Annotated in this window: 14 protein-coding genes; 3 read left to right on the plus strand and 11 right to left on the minus strand. The window is 33.0% G+C overall.

The features are described from left to right. Positions 1–867: 867 nt before the first annotated feature. The 3 genes from LQ622_RS12855 to panD all read right to left on the minus strand — a co-directional run bounded on the left by LQ622_RS12855 (position 868) and on the right by panD (position 4,239). Complete coding sequence (locus LQ622_RS12855; protein WP_239763312.1) at positions 868–3,297, minus strand: MMPL family transporter; 2,430 nt, start codon at positions 3,295–3,297, stop codon at positions 868–870. Between the two features lie 186 nt (positions 3,298–3,483). Further along, a complete protein-coding gene (locus LQ622_RS12860) occupies positions 3,484–3,843 on the minus strand; it encodes a DUF1304 domain-containing protein (protein WP_025905022.1) in 360 nt (119 codons plus the stop codon). A gap of 12 nt (positions 3,844–3,855) precedes the next feature. After that, on the minus strand, positions 3,856–4,239 hold the full coding sequence (gene panD / locus LQ622_RS12865; RefSeq protein WP_025905023.1) for an aspartate 1-decarboxylase: 384 nt from the start codon (positions 4,237–4,239) through the stop codon (positions 3,856–3,858). Positions 4,240–4,650: 411 nt separating this feature from the next. On the opposite strand from panD, the gene LQ622_RS12870 reads away from it, so the two are divergent. Continuing rightward, positions 4,651–5,007: a transcriptional regulator, SarA/Rot family gene (locus LQ622_RS12870; protein WP_103362065.1), complete on the plus strand. Its 357-nt coding sequence runs from the start codon at positions 4,651–4,653 to the stop codon at positions 5,005–5,007. Between the two features lie 192 nt (positions 5,008–5,199). Here the strand turns inward: LQ622_RS12870 and uidA are convergent, their stop codons facing one another. The 4 genes from uidA to LQ622_RS12890 form a co-directional block, all read right to left on the minus strand. After that, positions 5,200–6,996 (minus strand): beta-glucuronidase, encoded by a 1,797-nt coding sequence (uidA, locus tag LQ622_RS12875; RefSeq protein ID WP_239763314.1) that lies wholly within the window; start codon positions 6,994–6,996, stop codon positions 5,200–5,202. Between the two features lie 24 nt (positions 6,997–7,020). Next, the gene (locus tag LQ622_RS12880) at positions 7,021–8,343 is read right to left on the minus strand and encodes a glycoside-pentoside-hexuronide (GPH):cation symporter (protein WP_275589948.1); all 1,323 of its coding nucleotides are present in this window, start codon (positions 8,341–8,343) and stop codon (positions 7,021–7,023) included. Positions 8,344–8,738: 395 nt separating this feature from the next. After that, positions 8,739–9,959, minus strand: a complete 1,221-nt coding sequence (locus LQ622_RS15185) for a helix-turn-helix transcriptional regulator (RefSeq protein ID WP_239763316.1) — start codon at positions 9,957–9,959, stop codon at positions 8,739–8,741. Positions 9,960–10,101: 142 nt separating this feature from the next. Beyond that, the gene (locus LQ622_RS12890; RefSeq protein ID WP_239763317.1) at positions 10,102–11,022 is read right to left on the minus strand and encodes an ABC transporter substrate-binding protein; all 921 of its coding nucleotides are present in this window, start codon (positions 11,020–11,022) and stop codon (positions 10,102–10,104) included. A gap of 153 nt (positions 11,023–11,175) precedes the next feature. On the opposite strand from LQ622_RS12890, the gene LQ622_RS12895 reads away from it, so the two are divergent. Next, positions 11,176–11,667, plus strand: coding sequence for a GNAT family N-acetyltransferase (locus tag LQ622_RS12895; RefSeq protein ID WP_239763318.1), 492 nt, complete (start codon positions 11,176–11,178; stop codon positions 11,665–11,667). A gap of 13 nt (positions 11,668–11,680) precedes the next feature. After that, complete coding sequence (locus tag LQ622_RS12900) at positions 11,681–12,676, plus strand: LLM class flavin-dependent oxidoreductase (RefSeq protein WP_239763331.1); 996 nt, start codon at positions 11,681–11,683, stop codon at positions 12,674–12,676. A gap of 1,050 nt (positions 12,677–13,726) precedes the next feature. On the opposite strand, the gene pruA is transcribed toward LQ622_RS12900, so the two are convergent. From pruA to LQ622_RS12920, 4 genes are all read right to left on the minus strand, one after another. Beyond that, positions 13,727–15,277, minus strand: a complete 1,551-nt coding sequence (gene pruA / locus LQ622_RS12905; protein WP_037589857.1) for an L-glutamate gamma-semialdehyde dehydrogenase — start codon at positions 15,275–15,277, stop codon at positions 13,727–13,729. A 229-nt stretch (positions 15,278–15,506) separates the two neighbouring features. Further along, positions 15,507–16,409, minus strand: coding sequence for a homocysteine S-methyltransferase (gene mmuM / locus LQ622_RS12910; protein WP_126476386.1), 903 nt, complete (start codon positions 16,407–16,409; stop codon positions 15,507–15,509). Next, positions 16,393–17,721 carry an amino acid permease gene (locus LQ622_RS12915; protein WP_269154481.1) on the minus strand — a complete coding sequence of 443 codons (1,329 nt, stop codon included), beginning with the start codon at positions 17,719–17,721 and terminating at the stop codon, positions 16,393–16,395. Before LQ622_RS12915 ends, mmuM begins: the two co-directional genes overlap by 17 nt. 313 nt (positions 17,722–18,034) lie before the next feature. Then, positions 18,035–19,587, minus strand: a protein-coding gene (locus tag LQ622_RS12920) for an IS3 family transposase (protein WP_239775341.1) whose coding sequence is annotated in 2 segments (ribosomal slippage) — positions 18,035–18,910 and positions 18,913–19,587 — 1,551 coding nt in all. Because the reading frame shifts where the segments join, the coding sequence is not laid out codon by codon here. Positions 19,588–19,702 lie beyond the last annotated feature (115 nt).

Below are 19,702 nucleotides of genomic sequence, written 5' to 3' on the forward strand. Positions count from 1 at the left end.
TATAGAATAAACTCACATCTTTTGCGATCTTGTGAGTTTACTACTCCTTTAACTCACATGTTTCGCAATCTTGTGAGTTTATTACCTCTTTAACTCACATCTTTTTCAATCTTGTGTGTTTATTCCACCTTTAACTCACATGTTTCGCAATCTTGTGAGTTTATTACCTCTTTAACTCACATCTTTTGCGATCTTGTGAGTTTACTACTCCTTTAACTCACATGTTTTTCAATCTCGTGTGTTTATTCAACCTTTAACTCACATGTTTCGCAATCTTGTGAGTTTATTACCTCTTTAACTCACATCTTTTTCAATCTTGTGTGTTTACTCCGCCTTTAACTCACATCTTTTTCAATCTCGTGAGTTTACTACCTCTTTAACTCACACGTTTTTCAATCTCGTGTGTTTACTCCGTCTTTAACTCACATCTTTTTCAATCTTGTGTGTTTACTCCGTCTTTAACTCACATCTTTTGCGATCTCGTGTGTTTACTCCACCTTTAACTCACATGTTTCGCAATCTTGTGAGTTTATTACCTCTTTAACTCACATCTTTTTCAATCTCGTGTGTTTATTCCACCTTTAACTCACATGTTTCGCAATCTTGTGAGTTTATTACCTCTTTAACTCACATCTTTTTCAATCTCGTGTGTTTACTCCACCTTTAACTCACATCTTTTTCAATCTCGTGTGTTTACTCCACCTTTAACTCACATCTTTTTCAATCTTGTGAGTTTATTACCTCTTTAACTCACATCTTTTTCAATCTCGTGTGTTTACTCCACCTTTAACTCACATCTTTTATAAAAAATTCTCCCCCCAAAAAAACGCCGGGACTTCTGCAGTTCCGGCGTTTTTCCTTATTCTATTATTTCTTATTTATCAAACGTTCTACTAATTGGTTTACTTGTTCGATATTTTTAGTTTGTTGATTCAATATTTCTATAATTTCTTGGTTGTCAGTGCTCGTTTTAATATCTTCTTGAGTATTATGTTCTTGCTTACGACTATGTTGACGCAATGCTTCATATAATACTTCATCTTTATTTGTATCATCTATCTTATCATACAATGCTTTTGTTTTTGAACTTACTTCTATTGTTGTCGCATGTGTATTGTTTGTACCTGCTTCTTCTGCAACGTGATTATTCTCACTTAATGCATGACCTTCAATATCGATTTTAGGTAAAATTGCATTTAACCAATTTGGAATATACCATGATGCTCTACCAAATAGTTTCGTCAATGCTGGAATAATTGTCATTCTTACAATAAATGCATCGAATAATACTCCGAATGCCAATGCTATACCCATCGATTTAATCATCACATCATCTTGGAATACGAAGCTGATGAATACACTAAACATAATGAGTGCTGCTGCGACAATAACTGGTCCACTTTCTTTAAGACCGACTTTAATGGACTTCGTATTATTCATTGTACGTACATACTCTTCATGTACACGCGACATAAGGAATACTTCGTAATCCATAGCTAAACCAAATAACAGCCCTATTGTGATAACAGGTAAGAATGCTAATAATGGACCTGTTGTATCTACGCCAAACAAGCTACTCATAAAGCCATCTTGCATGATAAGTGTTGTAAATCCTAAAGTCGCTGCTAATGATAATACAAATCCTAGTACTGCTTTTAAAGGAATAATAATTGATCTAAATACAACCATTAATAATATGAAGGCTAATAATATAATAACCCCTGCAAATAACGGTATCGCATCGTTAAGTTTTTCAGACATATCTATATTAATAACACTTTGACCTGATATTTCTGTATCTAAATCATATTTGTCTTTAGCATCTTTATTATAATCTCTTAAATCATGAACTAAATCATATGTTGATTCTGCATTTGGACCTTTTTCAGGAAGAACAGTCACAAGTGCATAGTCTTGATCTTTGTTCAATTGAGGCGGTGTGACAGTTTCAACATTTTTAATATCGCCTACATCTTTCATCAAATCTTGTAAATCTTTTTGTAATGCTTTAGGATTATCTTTTTTATCAGAAGTATCCACAAGCATGACGATTGGACCATTAAAGCCTTCTCCAAAATCGTCAGAAATTATATCATATGCTTTCTTCTCTGTAGAATCATTTGGTTTCATACCATTATCAGGTATACCTAAACGCATATGTGTCACTGGTAAAGCTGCTGCGATTAAAATAACAAATCCAATGATTAATGCTATCCATGGTTTACCTACTACAAATTTTGACCATGGTGTATCCAGACTTTCATTTGAATGTATTTTACGTTTTTTCGGATGAATTTGTTTGTGGAAGACACTAATCAATGCTGGTAGTAATGTAATGGCACTGAGTACAGCAAAGATAACACTTAGCGCTGATGCAAATCCCATCGTAGCTAAGAAATCGATACCCACTAATGCTAAACCACAGACAGCAATGACAACCGTAACCCCTGCAAAGATAACGGCACTTCCGGCTGTACCTAATGCTAATCCAATTGCTTTAATATGATTTTTCTCAGTCTTAATAATTTGTCTATATCTAAATAAAATGAATAAAGCATAATCAATACCTAACGCTAATCCAATCATAACTGCTAATGATAGCGTAACGTTTGGAATATCAAATGAATACGTAAGTAAAGCGATTGTACCAATACTAGAACCAAGTCCGATAACCGCACTTAATATTGGCATGCCTGCTGCAATAAATGATCCGAAAGTTACAAGTAACACAACGAAAGCAATTACGATACCAATAGCTTCAGAAGCGCCACCGATTTCAGTATTCGCAGTTAAAGCATTACCTGTTAATTCAGTTTGAATATCGTCATCATCTTCTAAAGATTTAACAGCATCTTTAACTTTATCAACGGAATCCGATTTAATAGAAGTTTGAGATACTTTATAATTGATATCTGCAAAAGCAGTTGTTTGCTCTTTATTAATTTGTTTATTCTTATAAGGATCTGTCACTTCTTTAATATCATCATCTTTATCTTTTACATCTTTTAAAGCTTTTTGAATATCTTGCATAACCTTTTGATCCGTTATGCCTTTTTTATCTTCACTTTTAAAGACAACTCTTATATTTGCCTTTTCACTATCTTGATTAAATTCTTTCTCAATCTTTTCATTCGTGTCGATTGATTTAATACCACTCATTGTAATATCGTTGTCAAATGTGGGTTTATTAATCGTTAATGGCGTTACGATTCCAGCTAATAAGATGACCCATATAAATATAGTTAACCACTTATGTTTAGCAATAGAAGAACCCAATTTGTATAAAAAGTTCGCCAAAAATATTTCCTCCCTTAAATCTACTATATAGTTTATGCATACAGTGTATACAACATAACGCTTATACTAACACCTGTAATATTCCCTAAAAAGAGATAAAATCCCAAATGTGTATACTTTGTCTACACTTTTCAAAAATTGTAGAAAAGCTGTTAACAAAACGTTCACATTTGGGATTTCTTATTTCTATATTAATAGTAGAATTAATGCAATAATTGCTGGTCCACCTTGTTTTAAAATAATAGACTTTGAGCTTGTAAGACTGCCATATATAGCCGCTAATATAATGAATATTAACAGAACTGCTACAAATTCTTTAGGACTACTTGATAAAAAGGCACCATAAAATAATGATAATGCCAGTAAACCATTATAAATACCTTGGTTTTTAAGAAGTGTTTGAATATTTTTATCTTTTAACTCTTGTTGCTTTAAATTAAATGTTTCTGCCGTTTTTTTAGAAGTCGTAGCGATTGTTTCTAAATACATAATGTACAAATGTTCAACTGCGACAATCACGACAAAAATCGTTGCTAGAATACTCATCTCTGGTCACCTCTATAGAATTATTTGACTTTCTTTTTCATGAATCATTTCAATAATTTCATTCTTCTCATTCATCACTGCTACTTTCGGTGCATGTGATCTCGCTTCTTCATCCGTTACTTGAACATAGTTCATAATAATAATCACATCATCTACTTGTACAAGTCTTGCGGCAGCACCATTAAGACAAATTTTACCGCTTCCTCTTTCACCTTCAATTACATATGTTTCAAGTCTTGCCCCATTGTTATTATTCACAATCGCTACTTTCTCATTAGGCAAGATATCTACTGCATCTAATATGTCTGCATCTATTGTAATACTACCTACGTAATTTAAATTAGCTTCCGTAACTCTAGCACGATGAATCTTCCCGTTCATCATTGTTCTTATCATGAAATTCATCTCCATATATTTTTTTATTTTAAATTTATAAATTTTGATACTCGTTATTATCATACAATGATATTTTCATCCGTCAACTATTAAGTTCTTACACTTTTTATTTTATTTATCTTCTACCACGATTATAGATAGTTCAAAAAGAAAACATTTGTAATAAACAACTTTTTTATTTCGCACAAGATAATTATCATTTTATTTGTATAATACAATTATTTTTATAACTTTTCATTTTAATAAAATACATATGATTTTTTACTTATTATATTGCGTAAGTAGTTAATTTTTTGGTATTATTTAGGAGTAAACTATTTACTCTTTGAAAAATTCAACAAGTTTCAGACATTGCAATTTTACATTTTTAAAGATAAGAACAACTAAAAAATTAAACATTAGGAGGATAACATGGAAAACATTATTCATTATGAACTACTAAAAAAAGACATCTTTAATAGAATTTTTGATGAAACGCACTTAAAACGCATGGATTTAATCACACTATTCTATCTTAACGAAATCAATGAAGAGGAAGTCTACGTCCGTAAATTACGCAGACTCATGTTTGAACCTTCTTCGTCAGAATTAACAGGGGCATTAAAATCACTCGAAGAACTAAAATACTTCAATAAAGTGAGAGATCCTTTAGATGAACGTTCTATCATTTTAAAAAATATTAATTATGATGCAATCAAAGAAACATTAGATACTTGCAAAAAAATCACTTACGAAAATTTAGAAAAAATCAACCAAACTTCTAACTAAACTATTACATATTCATTATTATGCTTAACAAACTGAAACGCCTGGGACATTTACATATCCCAGACGCGTTTTAATGTTTAAATTGATTGTTTATCCATAATAAACTTCCATTATTCTGAATTGTGGTAATTAGAGGGACGCCTCTTACGGACATTTCTCAGAATTCTGTCCCTAACGACACCTACTTCACACTTATTTCTTCTTATATCCGAAGTCTGGTATGTTATTCCAGCGTTTTCTGAAGTAATGTGCGACTGCTTTTGGTCTTCTTTCTCTAGTAAAGATACCTTTACGGTTTCCTTGTACGCGAATGACACCATTACTTGTTTCAAAGTCTGCGAAATTCCATACTTGCTCTCCTACAAAATTAGGACATTGATCAATGATTTCATGGTTTGCTTCGTAATACTTAACTTGGTACTCTTCTGTAAACATAATATCATCTATTGCGTGTAAACCAACTACTGTATCTGCTCCATATTCTGTGAACATGATTGGTTTGTCTGGTTGTTTTTCTAGCCAGCCGTCTAATTCTTGTCGCAATGCTTCTTTTGCCGCTTCTAAATCACCACTTTGTACATACCATCCATAATATCTATTTAGACAAATAACATCTACTAAGTCTTGCACTTGGCACACGTCTGGTAATGAATTAAGTAATGTCACAATCGTACATGGTCTATTTTGCGGATCTAGTTCTTTTGCAAGATTCACTAGTGGTTCAAAGTATTCTTTTGCCCCTAATGAAGCAGAGTCTGGTTCGTTTGCAATCGACCACATCACAACACATGCTAAGTTTTTATCTCGAGCAATTAATTCTTTAATCACTTGCTCATGATCTTCTTTCGTTCTAATTTTCTTCCATGTATCTGTATTTTGACTACCGTCTAATGCTGCTGAGAAATTCAAATGCACACCGACTGCTGTTGTTTCATCAATCACGACTACACCTTGTTCATCAGCAAGACGCATCATTTCTTCAGAATATGGGTAATGTGAAGTTCTAAATGAATTGGCTCCTATCCATTTCATTAAATTTAAATCTTGAATATTAGAAACTTCATTCAAACCTCTTCCATGATAATAAGTATCTTCATGTTTACCAAACCCTTTAAAGTAGAACAGCTCACCATTAATGAGAAACTGGCCATTTTTCACTTCAATTGATCTTACACCAAATGGTTCTTCATAATAATCTATGACTTCATCATCAGCTTTAATAGATACTGCTAACGTATATTGATAACCATCACCTGGCTGCCATAAATGAACATTTTCAATTTCTACAGTACTTTCCGCACCATTTTCAGATGCTACGATACGACCATCTTGATCTATAATATCCACCTGTATAAATTGATTACCTGATGCTTTAACCGTATATTCTACTTGTGCATTCTGACCATCTACATGCGGTACGATAACGATATCTTCTATATAATGTTCTTTTGGCGTTGTATAAATTTTCACTGGTCTATGTAAACCTGCATAGTTAAAGAAATCGAAGTTCGGTTCATTGACTGCTTTAATATTTCCTTTTGAATCTTTAACTTCTTTAAAATTACCAACTGGAAGTGTTGAGTCATCTAGAATATTATTGATAATAACTGTTAATCGGTTCTTCCCTTTTTGTACAACATCATTGATTTCAACTTCGAATGGTAAGAATCCACCTCGATGTGACACAACTTTTTGACCGTTCACAAATACTTCTGCTTCATGTGTAGCTGAACCAAATCTGAGCACTTGTCGTTCTTGTTGTAATACGTTAGGAATTGTAAAAGTTGTTTCATAGACCACTTTACCGACATGATTTCTAATAGATGATACAACACCTTGATCGTTATAAGAACCTGGCACTGCCATTTGTAAATCTGTATCAATTTCAGTTGTAACGTCATATTCACCTTTATATTCAATCAATTTAAAAGACCAAATACCTGATAAATCAATCACGTTTCTCGTTTCTGTCATAATTGGATATAGCATATAACATTCTCCTTTATCTATTTATTATAGTTTTTCAAATAATGCGAGTTCTGAAACAATTCGTTTATGTTTTTTATCTGTAAGCGTATAGAACAGTCCAAATATGATGAGTGCTAATAATACTGCAACGCCTGGCACGATGAAATAAAGTATTTTCAAACCATGTATTGTGCCTGCTGTTTGCTGTACATTCGGTTGATAGCCGATAATCGTTAAAGCCATACCAGGAATAAAACCAGCTAATGCTTGTGATACTTTACGCGCAAAGCTATAACTTGAATAAATAATCCCTTCAGATCTAACACCTGTCTTCCATTGTGAATAATCTACAATATCACTAATAAAAGCCCAAACAACTGTATTCGGTATAACAAGGAAAAATTGAGATATACAGTTAATAACTAAGAATGTTATCACATGTTCACCACTGATTAAGAAGTTTGCCGCTTCAGCAATCGCAAACCCTAAAAGCCCGATAATCGCGGTATATTTCTTACCAAATTTTTTATTAAGAAAAGTTGTTAAGAATAATGCCGGAATTAACGTGATAATATTTAATACACTTACGATACCTACTAAATTCTGTTCGCCTAACACGTATTGGAAATAGTACAGTTGTGATTGTTGCTTTAAGAAGAGTGATGTAATACTGAGCAATGTAAATATAATTAAAACGATAAAAGGTCCGTTTTTAAAAAGACCTTTAAACGCTCTTAATTCACTGCCTTTCTTTTCATTTTCATCTCTTTCAACGATAAACCTTTCTTTAACACCTTTGTAACATAGAATATGGAATACCACACCTATCAGAGCTAACCCACCGATCACGACTGGATAACCAACAGATACACTATCAAAGAGCGATATCATTGGAATAACGATGATACCTGTTATAAACATCGCACCTTGAGAACCGAAATTCCTAAATACAGATAATTGTGTTCTATCATCTGAATTCAAAGTCATTGAAGCTGATAATGAACCATATGGTATATTGACTACTGAATAGGCAACATTAAATAATAAGTATGTCGCAAACGCCCAAATAATTTTACCTTGATCAGAAAAATCAGGTGAAATAAATGAAACAATCGTTAAAAATGCAAGTGGTAAAGTACCATATAATATAAATGGTCTAAATTTACCTTTTGGACCGATTTTATTTCTAGAATCTACTAATGCTCCAACACCTGTATCAACAAAAGCATCAAAAAGTTTAGCAACTAAGAACACTAAACCTCCGTAGAATGATGATATACCTAATACATCTGTGTAGAACTTCAGTAAATAAATTAAACCTAAATCAAACATGAGACCATTACCAAAATCTCCGGCACCATAAGCCATTTTTTCTCTTAAAGATAGTTTAGGTTTGTTAATATCCTTAAATGTTTCAATTTTTGTTTTCCCTTTTTTTACTTGGTGACTAGTTGTTGTTTTTGCGATGCTAATAACAACACCCCCTCAATAATTTGGGTAAGCGCTTACATAAATAAACTCGAATCTACGAGTTCATTATAATTCTATTAGCATTCGATGAAAATCATCACTCAAAATAACAACGTTGTTACAAAAATTGAAACGACTCTAAAAACGCTTATATATCAAGGATTATAGCAATATCGCACCCCCACACCTGTTGCCATAAAATGATACGATAAGTGACATTTTTCTTTTTAATTTATACGAAAAACCACACATTATAATATCAATATTTCGCTATTTATAACACAATTACGAACTTAATTATGTGAATTTTCAGTTTTTAACGTTTTTCTATAACTTAATGGCGTTTGACCATACACTTTTTTAAACAAACTAATAAAATAATGTGTATGTTGAAAACCGATATATGCTGCAATTTCTTGTATATTCATATTTGTCTTAATCAACAAGTCTTTTGCGAGGTCTAAACGAATCTCATTAATATATTGAATTACACTTTTGCCGACTTCTTGTTTAAATAGTCTTGATAAATATGATGTTGATACACCTAGATTTTCACAAATATCATCTAAAGAAATGTCTGTATGAATGTATTTATGAATATATTGTACAGCTGATTTAACATGTGCTGAATATTGAATAGCCCGTACTTTTTGTGCAGCTTTAGCATAATTGCAGCAAATTTCTTCTAACAATAATGCACTTTCTTTAACATCAGACGTATTAGCAATTAATCTCGCATGGGATTTGGACATATCATCAATCGTTAAATAATCTACCCCAGCCGCTTCAATCGCTTTTCTACCAAGTGTATTCGTTAAAGTAGCAGCATATAAGAAGTTATCCATTTTTGTACTCAATCTTTCAAGTCCTTGAACTTTATCATTTAACTTCCTATTTATTTCTAGTACTTCTTCAACTCTCCCATATTGCATAGCGAGCATCATTTGATTTTCAAGTTTATAGCGCTCCTCTAATTCTTTAAGTAAATAAGTCTTTGAAATTGGTTGTTGAATGATTTGGTCTTGATCCGTTTCATCCATATGTACCTCAACAACATCATAATTTCTTTTTTGTTGATGAACATGGCGCCCGACTAATTTAGCAAAGCGAACAATCTGTTGATAATGACCAGCAGAAATTCCCGTTAAATAATGTTTTAATATTTTTAAATCTGCACTAGAACGCATTTGTTCTTCTAACATACTTAGACATTCTTTCTCTGATGGTCGCTTTAATACAAACGGACCAAACAAAATAATCTCATTTATATTATGAAATTTCATCACCATAAAATGAATACCATAACCATTAATCATATGATAAATCTTTTTAGAACTTAGACCCTTTATCCATTTATAAATCTTTCGTTGAAACTTTTTTGATTTCACATTATCAAACGGTGTCGCAAGAACTTTAACAACATCTTCAATATCTTCAACATTAAACACATTTAAATGGATACTCAAAATTTGCTCAGCAACATCTCTATGCCATTGCAATAAAGTCTTCTCCACAATAACACTCCCCTCAACTACCATCCTATTGTTATTTTAACGTATAATATCATTTTGGTGTTTAGTATTGAATATTTGGGGTGGGATATAAAAAATACCTACTATAGATTGTCTTAATCATAGTAGGTATTTAGTCGTTATATTATTCAGCTTTTTTAAGAATTTCTTTTTTAAGTTTTACTCTAAGTTGTTCTAATGTAAGTGGATCTGTAAACCAATAATCTTCTGCTTTATACGTAATGACTCTATCATTTTTTACAGCGTCTAAGTTTTTCCAAGTTGCTGTTTTCTCAAAATCAAAGTTACCGTATGATGGTTTACTTAAGAAGATATAGTCTCCGGCATAATCTGAAATTTCTTCTTTAGAAATAGATTCATAACCTTTTCCGCCTTTTTTAACTTTAGCTTCATATTCTTTAGTCATTGGCATGCCAAATGCATCATGTACAATGTCTAATCCGCGTCCCCAGTTGCTTTCATAAATAAAGATTTCTTTTGAGTCTGGTTCAAATACTGATGCAGTTGAATCGCCAACTTTACTTTGAATCTCTTTTTTATCTTTAGCTGTTTCTTTATTCCACTTGTCGATCCAATCTTTAGCTTTATCTTCTTTACCAGTTAACTTCCCTAACTCTGTTAAAATTTCTTTATGGTTATACTTTGTATACGTATAAGGAACGGTTGGTGCAATTTTTTGATATTTTTTAAGATTTTTATCCATTGCATCCACAATAATTAAATCCGGTTTCTGTTTCGCTACTTGCTCAACATTCCCATCACCAACGAGTTCTACTCCATCTAAATGTGGTTTAATAATAGATGAGTCTTTCGTCCAATCCGGCACAGCAATTGGCTTAATACCTAATTCAATAAAATCCCCTACATAAAAAGCTGTTAAAACAGCAACTTTCTTAGGTTTCTTAGGAACTTGAATCGTCTTCCCGTTCTCTAGTTTGTAATCTTTCGTTTCATTCGATTCAGACTTTTTCGTATCATTTGAACTATTTGAGCACGCACTTAGAAGTAAAATACAACTTAACAATCCTATAATAAGCTTTTTCAAATTATGTTTCCCACTTTCTAATTGATATACATTATCAATTATATACACTTTTAAAAAAATAACCATACACATAAGCAAAAATAGTTAAAAATTTTAAAGATAAGATATACTAGAATTAAATAAATTACGAAGGTGATACATATGGAGTATAGAATGGCCACAATTAATGATGTACAGGGTATTATAAAAGTTTGTTCTGATGGATATCGTGTGACATATAAAGATATACTACCTGAAAAATACATCACACAAATTATTAATGAATTTTACAATGAACAACGCGTTTCAAAAGAAATCACGAATATTGATCAATATTGGAATGGTTGGTTTGTTGCTGAAGATAATGGACAAATTGTTGGCGCTGGTGGCGGCGGTTTTAGAGAAACACATATCTCTGAATTATATGTCCTATACTTGGATCCAACGCGTAAACGAGAAGGCATCGGTTCAGGTTTATTAAATATTATTACAGAAGATCAAATAAGAAGAGGTGCCAAAGAACAGTGGGTTTCAGTAAGTAAAGGAAACCATATGGGTATTCCTTTTTATGAAGCTAAAGGATTTAAATATCAATATGAAAAACCAATGTATACTTTACCAGAAAATGAAAACTACATTTCATTAAAATACAAACGTCAATTATAAGGAGCGTTATAACGTGAAATTAAGTGTATTAGATCAAGCACCCATTTCTAAAGGAAGTACACCTGAAGAAACATTACAAAATACTATCGCATTGGCACAATGGACTGAGTCTTTAGGTTATCACAGATATTGGGTTGCTGAACATCACAATACGAGTGGTCTCGCAAGTTCATCACCAGAAATCTTGATGACTCAAATTGCCGCTTCAACTGAACGTATTCGAGTTGGCTCTGGTGGCATATTATTACCACAATATAATCCTTATAAAATTGCAGAGAATGGTAAGACTTTATCTGCATTATTTCCTAATCGTATCGACTTAGGATTTGGTAATTCACCAGGTGGTTCTCCAATTACACAAAAAGCTTTAACCGATGATCATATTAAACCAATTGATGACTTTTACAGACAAGCATCTGACTTACAAGGATTCTTGCATAATTCATTACCTAGAGATCATCAATTTAGACTAGTCAAAGCAGGACCACGCATAGACAATCCTCCAACAATGTGGTTATTAGGTTTAACTGAAAATGGTGCTAAAAACGCAGCACAATTAGGTATTGGATTTGTATTCGGTCACTTTATAAATCCTAAATATAAAGAAATCGCTATGAAACGCTATTACGAAGACTTTAAACCATCCGTTAATATGAAAGAACCCTCAACCATTGTTTGTATTTTTGTAGTATGTGCAGAAACAGACGAAGCAGCAGAACAATTAGCCATATCACAAGACAAATGGTTATTAAACGTAGGTAAAGGATTAGGAACAAAAGTTCAACCACCAGAAGAAATCAATATAGACGATTATACAGAAGAAGAATTAGAACTCATTAAGACGAACCGAAAAAGAAGTATTATAGGTTCACCACAGACAGTGAAAAAACAACTTAACCAACTAGCAGAAGAATATCAAACAGACGAATTTATGATTATCACAAATATTTATGATTTCGAAGCCAAGAAAAAATCATATCAATTACTAGCAGAAGAAATCTTAACTTAAAATGAGATTTGATAGAGATGTGTGGCGATGGGTTGAGGTGTGTTGGGATGTAGGTGGGGATTTAACTACCATTATTTCGAATTGTGGTAATTAGAATGCTGTATCTTCCATTATTCTGAATTCTGGTAATTAGAACGCGCTAACTTCCATTATTCTGAATTCTGGTAATTAGAACGCTGTATCTTCCATTATTCTGAATTCTGGTAATTAGAACGCTGTATCTTCCATTATTCTGAATTGTGGTAGTTAGAACGCGCTAACTTCCATTATTTCGAATTCTGGTAATTAGAATGCTGTAACTTCCATTATTCCGAATTGTGGTAGTTAGAATGCTGTAACTACCATTATTTCGAATTGTGGTAATTAGAATGCTGTATCTTCCATTATTCTGAATTCTGGTAATTAGAACGCGCTAACTTCCATTATTCTGAATTCTGGTAATTAGAACGCTGTAACTTCCATTATTCTGAATTCTGGTAATTAGAACGCTGTAACTTCCATTATTCTGAATTCTGGTAATTAGAACGCGCTAACTTCCATTATTCTGAATTCTAGTAATTAGGTGAGCACTCACTTAGAGACATTTCTCAGAATACTGTCCCTAACAGCACCTCTTACGGACATTTCTCAGAATTCTGTCCCTAACAGCACCTCTTACGGACATTTCTCGGAATTATGTCCCTAACGACACCTCTTACGGACATTTCTCAGAATTATGTCCCTAACAACCTCTCTTACGGACATTTCTCGGAATTATGTCCCTAACAACCTCTCTTACGGACATTTCTCAGAATTCTGTCCCTAACAACCCCTCTTACGGACATTTCTCAGAATTCTGTCCCTAACAACATAAACTACTCATCAAAAAGAAAGACAGGCTGGGACATAAAGTAATGTCTCAGCCTGTTTTAGTATATTGGCAGTAGATGACTGAATTGAAAATGCGCTTGTATCAAGCTTTTTTCAACTCTAGTCATCCTTGCCGGGGCGGGACTACGAAATCTTTTTATACAAATTAGATTTCTGTCCCGCTCCCTCTCTTTATCTATTCTAGAATTGTTCTGATAAGATTTTTTGTTCTAAGAAGTTTAGCATATAGTCTGGGCTTCCTGTCTTAGCATCTGTTCCTGACATTTTGAAGCCTCCGAATGGATGATAACCTACTACTGCTGATGTACAACCTCTGTTCAAGTATAAGTTACCTACGTCATAATCTTCACATGCTTGTCTCCAATGTTCACGATTATTTGTAATGACTGCTCCTGTTAATCCGTAATCTGTATCATTAGCAATTTCTAATAATTCTTCAAAGTTATCGCCTTTAGTGAAGCCAACAACTGGTCCGAAGATTTCTTCTTGCATAATTTGATCACTTGATTTAAGTCCAGAAATAATTGTTGGATGTACGAAATAACCTTTACTGTCGTCAGTCTTACCGCCAACTTCTAACTTACCTTCTTTACTACCAATTTCGATATAATTTTTAATTTTATCGAATTGTTTTTTATTAATGACAGGTCCCATGTATACATCAGAACCGCCTTCTGTATGATTAATTGAAAGTTCTTTTGTTAATGCAATTGATTTTTCTAGAACTTCATCATAAACATCTTTATGCACGATTGCTCTAGAACATGCAGAACATTTTTGACCAGAAAAGCCAAATGCAGAATCTACAATTGCTTTAGCTGCTAAATCAGTATCTGTATTTTCGTCTACAATAATTGCATCTTTACCGCCCATTTCAGCGATAACACGTTTTAAGAAGTTTTGGCCTTCTTGAACTTTAGCTGCTCTTTCAAAAATACGTGTACCTGTTGCTCTTGAACCAGTAAATGTTACAAAGTGTGTATCTTTATGGTCGACTAAGTAATCACCGATTTCTTTCGGATCACCTGGTACAAAGTTTACAACGCCTTTTGGAAGACCTGCTTCTTCTAAAATTTCCATTAATTTATAAGCAATTAATGGTGTATCTTCTGCTGGTTTAAGTAATACTGTATTACCTGCAATAATTGGTGCAACTGTTGTACCTGTCATAATTGCAAATGGGAAGTTCCAAGGTGGAATTGTAACACCAGGACCCATTGGTTTATAAATATATTGGTTATGCTCCCCTTCTCTATCAAAGACTGGCTTACCATTAGCCAACTCCATCATAGAACGCGCATAATATTCAATAAAATCAATACCTTCATTTGTATCTCCATCTGCTTCATTCCATGGTTTACCCGCTTCATAAACCATTAATGCAGAAAGTTCATGTTTTCTTCTGCGAATGATTGCAGAAACTCTAATTAATAATTCGGCTCTTTCTTTATGAGACCATTTTCTCCAAGTCTTATAGGCTTCTTTAGCCGCTTCCATCGCTTGGTCAACTTGTTCTTTAGAAGCTTTTGAAATTGTACCTAGTACTTGTTGGTGGTTTGCTGGATCTACAGATTCAAACTTATCATCTGTATAAATCTTCTCACCATTTATTACTAGAGGAATTTCTTTCCCAAATTCAGATTTAACTTTTATTAATGCATCTTTAAACGCTTGTTGATTCTCTTGATTTGTAAAATCTGTTGCTGGTTCATTGTGAAATTCTACTACCATCCTTCATACCTCCTAAAAATATAAACCTAATAAGAGATAAATACCTCTTATAAAACATTTTACTATTGTATTTTAAAAATTATCAAGTAAAGGGCTTTCATAAAGAAATGATTATTATTCAAAAAGCTTATAATCGCTGTAACAACAGTACTTCAGGGCATCACACACATAAAAAGGATGAGACATCACAAGATGCCTCATCCTTACCCAAATAAAGAAATTATACACTTTATTTAATCGCTTGATGAATGTGTTGAATATCTTGTGGCGTTGTTTCACAACATCCACCCACAATTTGAATACCTTGCGATATCCACTCTTTAGACTTTTGAGCAAGCAATGCATGATCTCCTTGACCTACCCAAACTTTCTCTACTGGATCAAATGTCTTACCACCATTCGGATAAACAGCAATGACTTGTGGTAATGCCGTCAATCCTTTTTCAATTGCTTTATCAACACTTTCAATCTTTGAACAATTCACACCAAATACAGGCAGACGCGCTTCATGCTCTTTAATATATTGGCATACCGTCTCAAAGTCAGTACCATCAGATAAATTGCCTTCATCATTAACGGTACATGATATCCAGAATGTGATGTCATCTGAATATTGAGGAATGATATGTTCAACGATTGCTTTTATTTCATTAAAGTTAGGCACCGTTTCAAACACAAAATCATATATACCTCTATCAATTAGTGCTTGGATACGTGCTTGATGAAAGTCGATATAATCTTCTGTGGATACTTCATATGCCCCAGTATACTCTGAACCATCACTTAAATATGCACCGTATGGACCTAAACTACCTACTATAACTTGTTCGTCCGTTACAGATGATTTTATTTGTTCGACAGCTACATCAAATAAATGTTCTATTTCTGACGTTTGCATACCAATCGATTCAAATGTAGCAAAGCTTGCTTGATAAGTACTTGTTAATACAATATCAGCACCCGCATCTGTAAATGCTTGATGCGCTTGTTTCACTTTATTAGGTTCATGAATGATCACTTCACTAGACCATAATGACGAATTCAAATCACAGCCATAACCTTCTAATGTTGTGGCTAATCCACCATCTAATACTAAAGTGCGTTCTTGTTTAATTTTATTCAGAAGTCTCAATGATCTGACCGTCCTTTTTATGATATTTTACAAAATAAAATACAATCGCAATTATCGCAAACGGAATACCGAAATATAGTGCTGGTGATTGGTTCGAATCAAAGATCATACCAACACATGACACTAAACAAAGTATAAAGCCAATGATTGGTACACTTTGATGAATTTTCAAATGTTTATTTGCTCTTTTCGCATTGAAATAAGATAAACAAATACTCATCCATACGATAACGACAGCTAAACCTGCTATAGAAACAAGTACGATATATAATGTATCTGCAGTATAAATACTTGAGAATAATGCCAGTAAACCTCCACACATACTAAAAATAGTCGCGCGTATCGGCATTTGATGTTTGTTTAGTTTCTTAAAATATTTAGGGAACATGCCTTCATTTGAAAGACTCCAAACCATTCGACTAGCTGCATACAACCCTGAATTGGCTGCTGATAATAATGCAGTAATAATGACTAAATTCATAATATCTCCAGCATACGGAATACCCATATTTTGAAAGATGACAACAAATGGACTTTCTAAAGATTTCCCTTGATAACTTGGTATGAGAATAGAAATAATAACCATCGTTCCAATGAAGAAAATGATCAATCGCCATAACGTTGCATTAATCGCTTTCGGAATGACTTTTTTAGGATTTTTCGTTTCACCTGCTGCAATACCGATCAGTTCCGTACCACTAAATGCATAGTTAACTGCTAACATCGTTAAGAATACCGCACCTAAGCCATTCGGGAATGTTGGATTCGTATATCGTGATTTAATTGTATCTAGACCGTTATAACCACTGTAGTGAATAAGCCCGAATAACGTGAGAGCGCCTAAACAAATAAACAGTATAATCGCTAACACTTTTACTAAAGAAAAGTAAAATTCAACTTCAGCGTAGAATTTCGTAGATACAATATTAAAAGCTAAGACAAGTATAATCGCAATACTTGAAAATATGTATACAGGTACATCGGGTAGCCACTTCTGCATTAAAATACCCACTGCCGTAAATTCTGAACCAAGTGCTACAGTCCATGTTAACCAATAAAACCAAGCGACAATAAATCCTATTGAAGGATGTATATATTTTGAAGCATAAACATGAAATCCGCCTGTCACCGGATGTTCAATCGCTAATTGTCCGAGACATAGCATAACGAGATACACGAGAATAGCACCAACGACATAAGATAACATCGTACCTAACGGACCCGCTTGTTGCAAAGTATAACCAGAACTTAAAAATAACCCCGTTCCAATTACACCACCAAAACTTAATAACATAATATGACGTTGTTTCATATCACGTCTATATGACTGATTTGACACGATATACCTTCTCTCTAAAATTAAAAATATCTTCAATTTTATATCTTTCGAATAATTCAGTCAACTTATAATTTTCTGTAAATATAAAAAAAACTCTGTATAGCATGGTTTTTATACCTTGCTATACACAAGTTTTAGGTTGGGAGTCTTCGTGCGATACATCCTGCTTTTGCACCTTTGCGCACGATATCTCAGAGTCTTCGTGCGATACACCTTGATTTCACACCTTTGCGCACGATATCTCAGAGTGAACATAACCCTGTCAAGTAGACACTAAAAAAAGCAATCAATTTGTTGGCTGTGCTTTTATAAGCGCAGCCATTTTTAATGAAATTCTTTTAGAATTATAAAATTTTATATATTCGCTTATTTGCTTTGTGGCGTGTTTTATATCATTGAATGTTTGAGGTTTGTCTTTGAATACCTCTGATTTGAGTAACCCCCAAAAGCCTTCCATAGGACCATTATCAATACATCTACCTACACGAGACATGCTTTGCTTCATAGAAGCATTTTTAATCATCTCTCTAAATAGAACACTCGTATATTGGAATCCTCTGTCACTATGAAATATAATGCCTTCGGTATTTCTTTTAATTATGGCTTTGTTAAAGGTATCCAATACTAGTTTATTATTATTTTGAGATGAGATTACATGACTGATGACTTTTTTAGCACCTAAATCATAAATAGCACTTAAATACACTTTAGATCCATTTTTTAATTTAAATTCTGTCACGTCTGTTAACCAGACTTTGTTAACTTTAGTTGTTGTGAACTCTCTATTAAGGATATTTTGAGAAGTGATTTCTGGCTTACTAAGTTTATATTGCCTTCTCTTTTTTCTAATGACAGCTTTTAATCCGTACTTCTTCATAATTCTATATACGCGTTTATGATTAACCTGGAATTTAGTATATAGTCTCAAATAAATATAAATTCTTCTATATCCATATATGCCATCATGTTCATGATAAATCCTAAAAATCTCATCTTTTAATTCGTTATTGAATCTTTCAGATTCTGAAACCTCTCTGTTTTTCCATTTATAATAACTCGCTCTCGATATTTCAAGTGCGGCGCATATCCATTTGATTGGATACTTATCTTTTAATGCTTCGATTGTCTTGTATGCTGCTATTTGCCTGATTTTCGATTCATCAACTGCCTCTCTATTTCTTCCTGCTTTTTTAATACCTCATTCTCCATTTGGAGAAATTTATTTCTTTGTTCAAGTGCTTTTATTTTTAATTCAAGTTCTTCTTCTCTAGTTAAAGCTTCAACTGGTTTTCCTTTACCTCTACCATCTACTAAACCAATATCACCATGTTTTTCATATTTTTTTACCCAATTATAGACTTGTGAATAGTTAACTTGGTACTTTTCAGCTGTCTTATTAAAGTCTCTATTATTTTCAATACAATATTTAGCTATTTCAATTCTGTCTTCAAATGTTGTTTTTCTAGTATTCATAGTGTCTACCTCCAGATATGGAAAATAAGATTTATTTTCCTTTCCTTCAGTATACTTTACCACCCAATTTTTTAAAGTAGCGTGATGTGAAATATTGTAATAGGCTGCTAGATCTGAATACGTCTTATTAGTCTCTAGATATTCTTTAACAACTTTTTCTTTAAATTCACGTGTATAGATTTTATTTCGATTCTTATTTATAAGTGCTGTTATACCATGTTGCTTATACACTTTATATTTAAATCGAATCACACTATCACTAATATCTAGATTTAACTTATCAATTACATTTTGAAAGGAATAACCTTTTTCATGCAAATCGAAGATTTCCTGATATAGTTCAACAGGTAGTCTAGTTTTATACATAAAAATACCCCCTATAGAGTTTTAGTTTTTTTGATGTCTGCTCTATAGGGGATATTACAGAGTCTTCGTGCGATACACCTTGATTTTGTACCTTTGCGCACGATATCTCAGAGTC

The organism is Mammaliicoccus sp. N-M50 (genome assembly GCF_022386995.1).
In the GTDB taxonomy this organism is placed as follows: Bacteria; Bacillota; Bacilli; order Staphylococcales; family Staphylococcaceae; genus Mammaliicoccus; species Mammaliicoccus sciuri_A.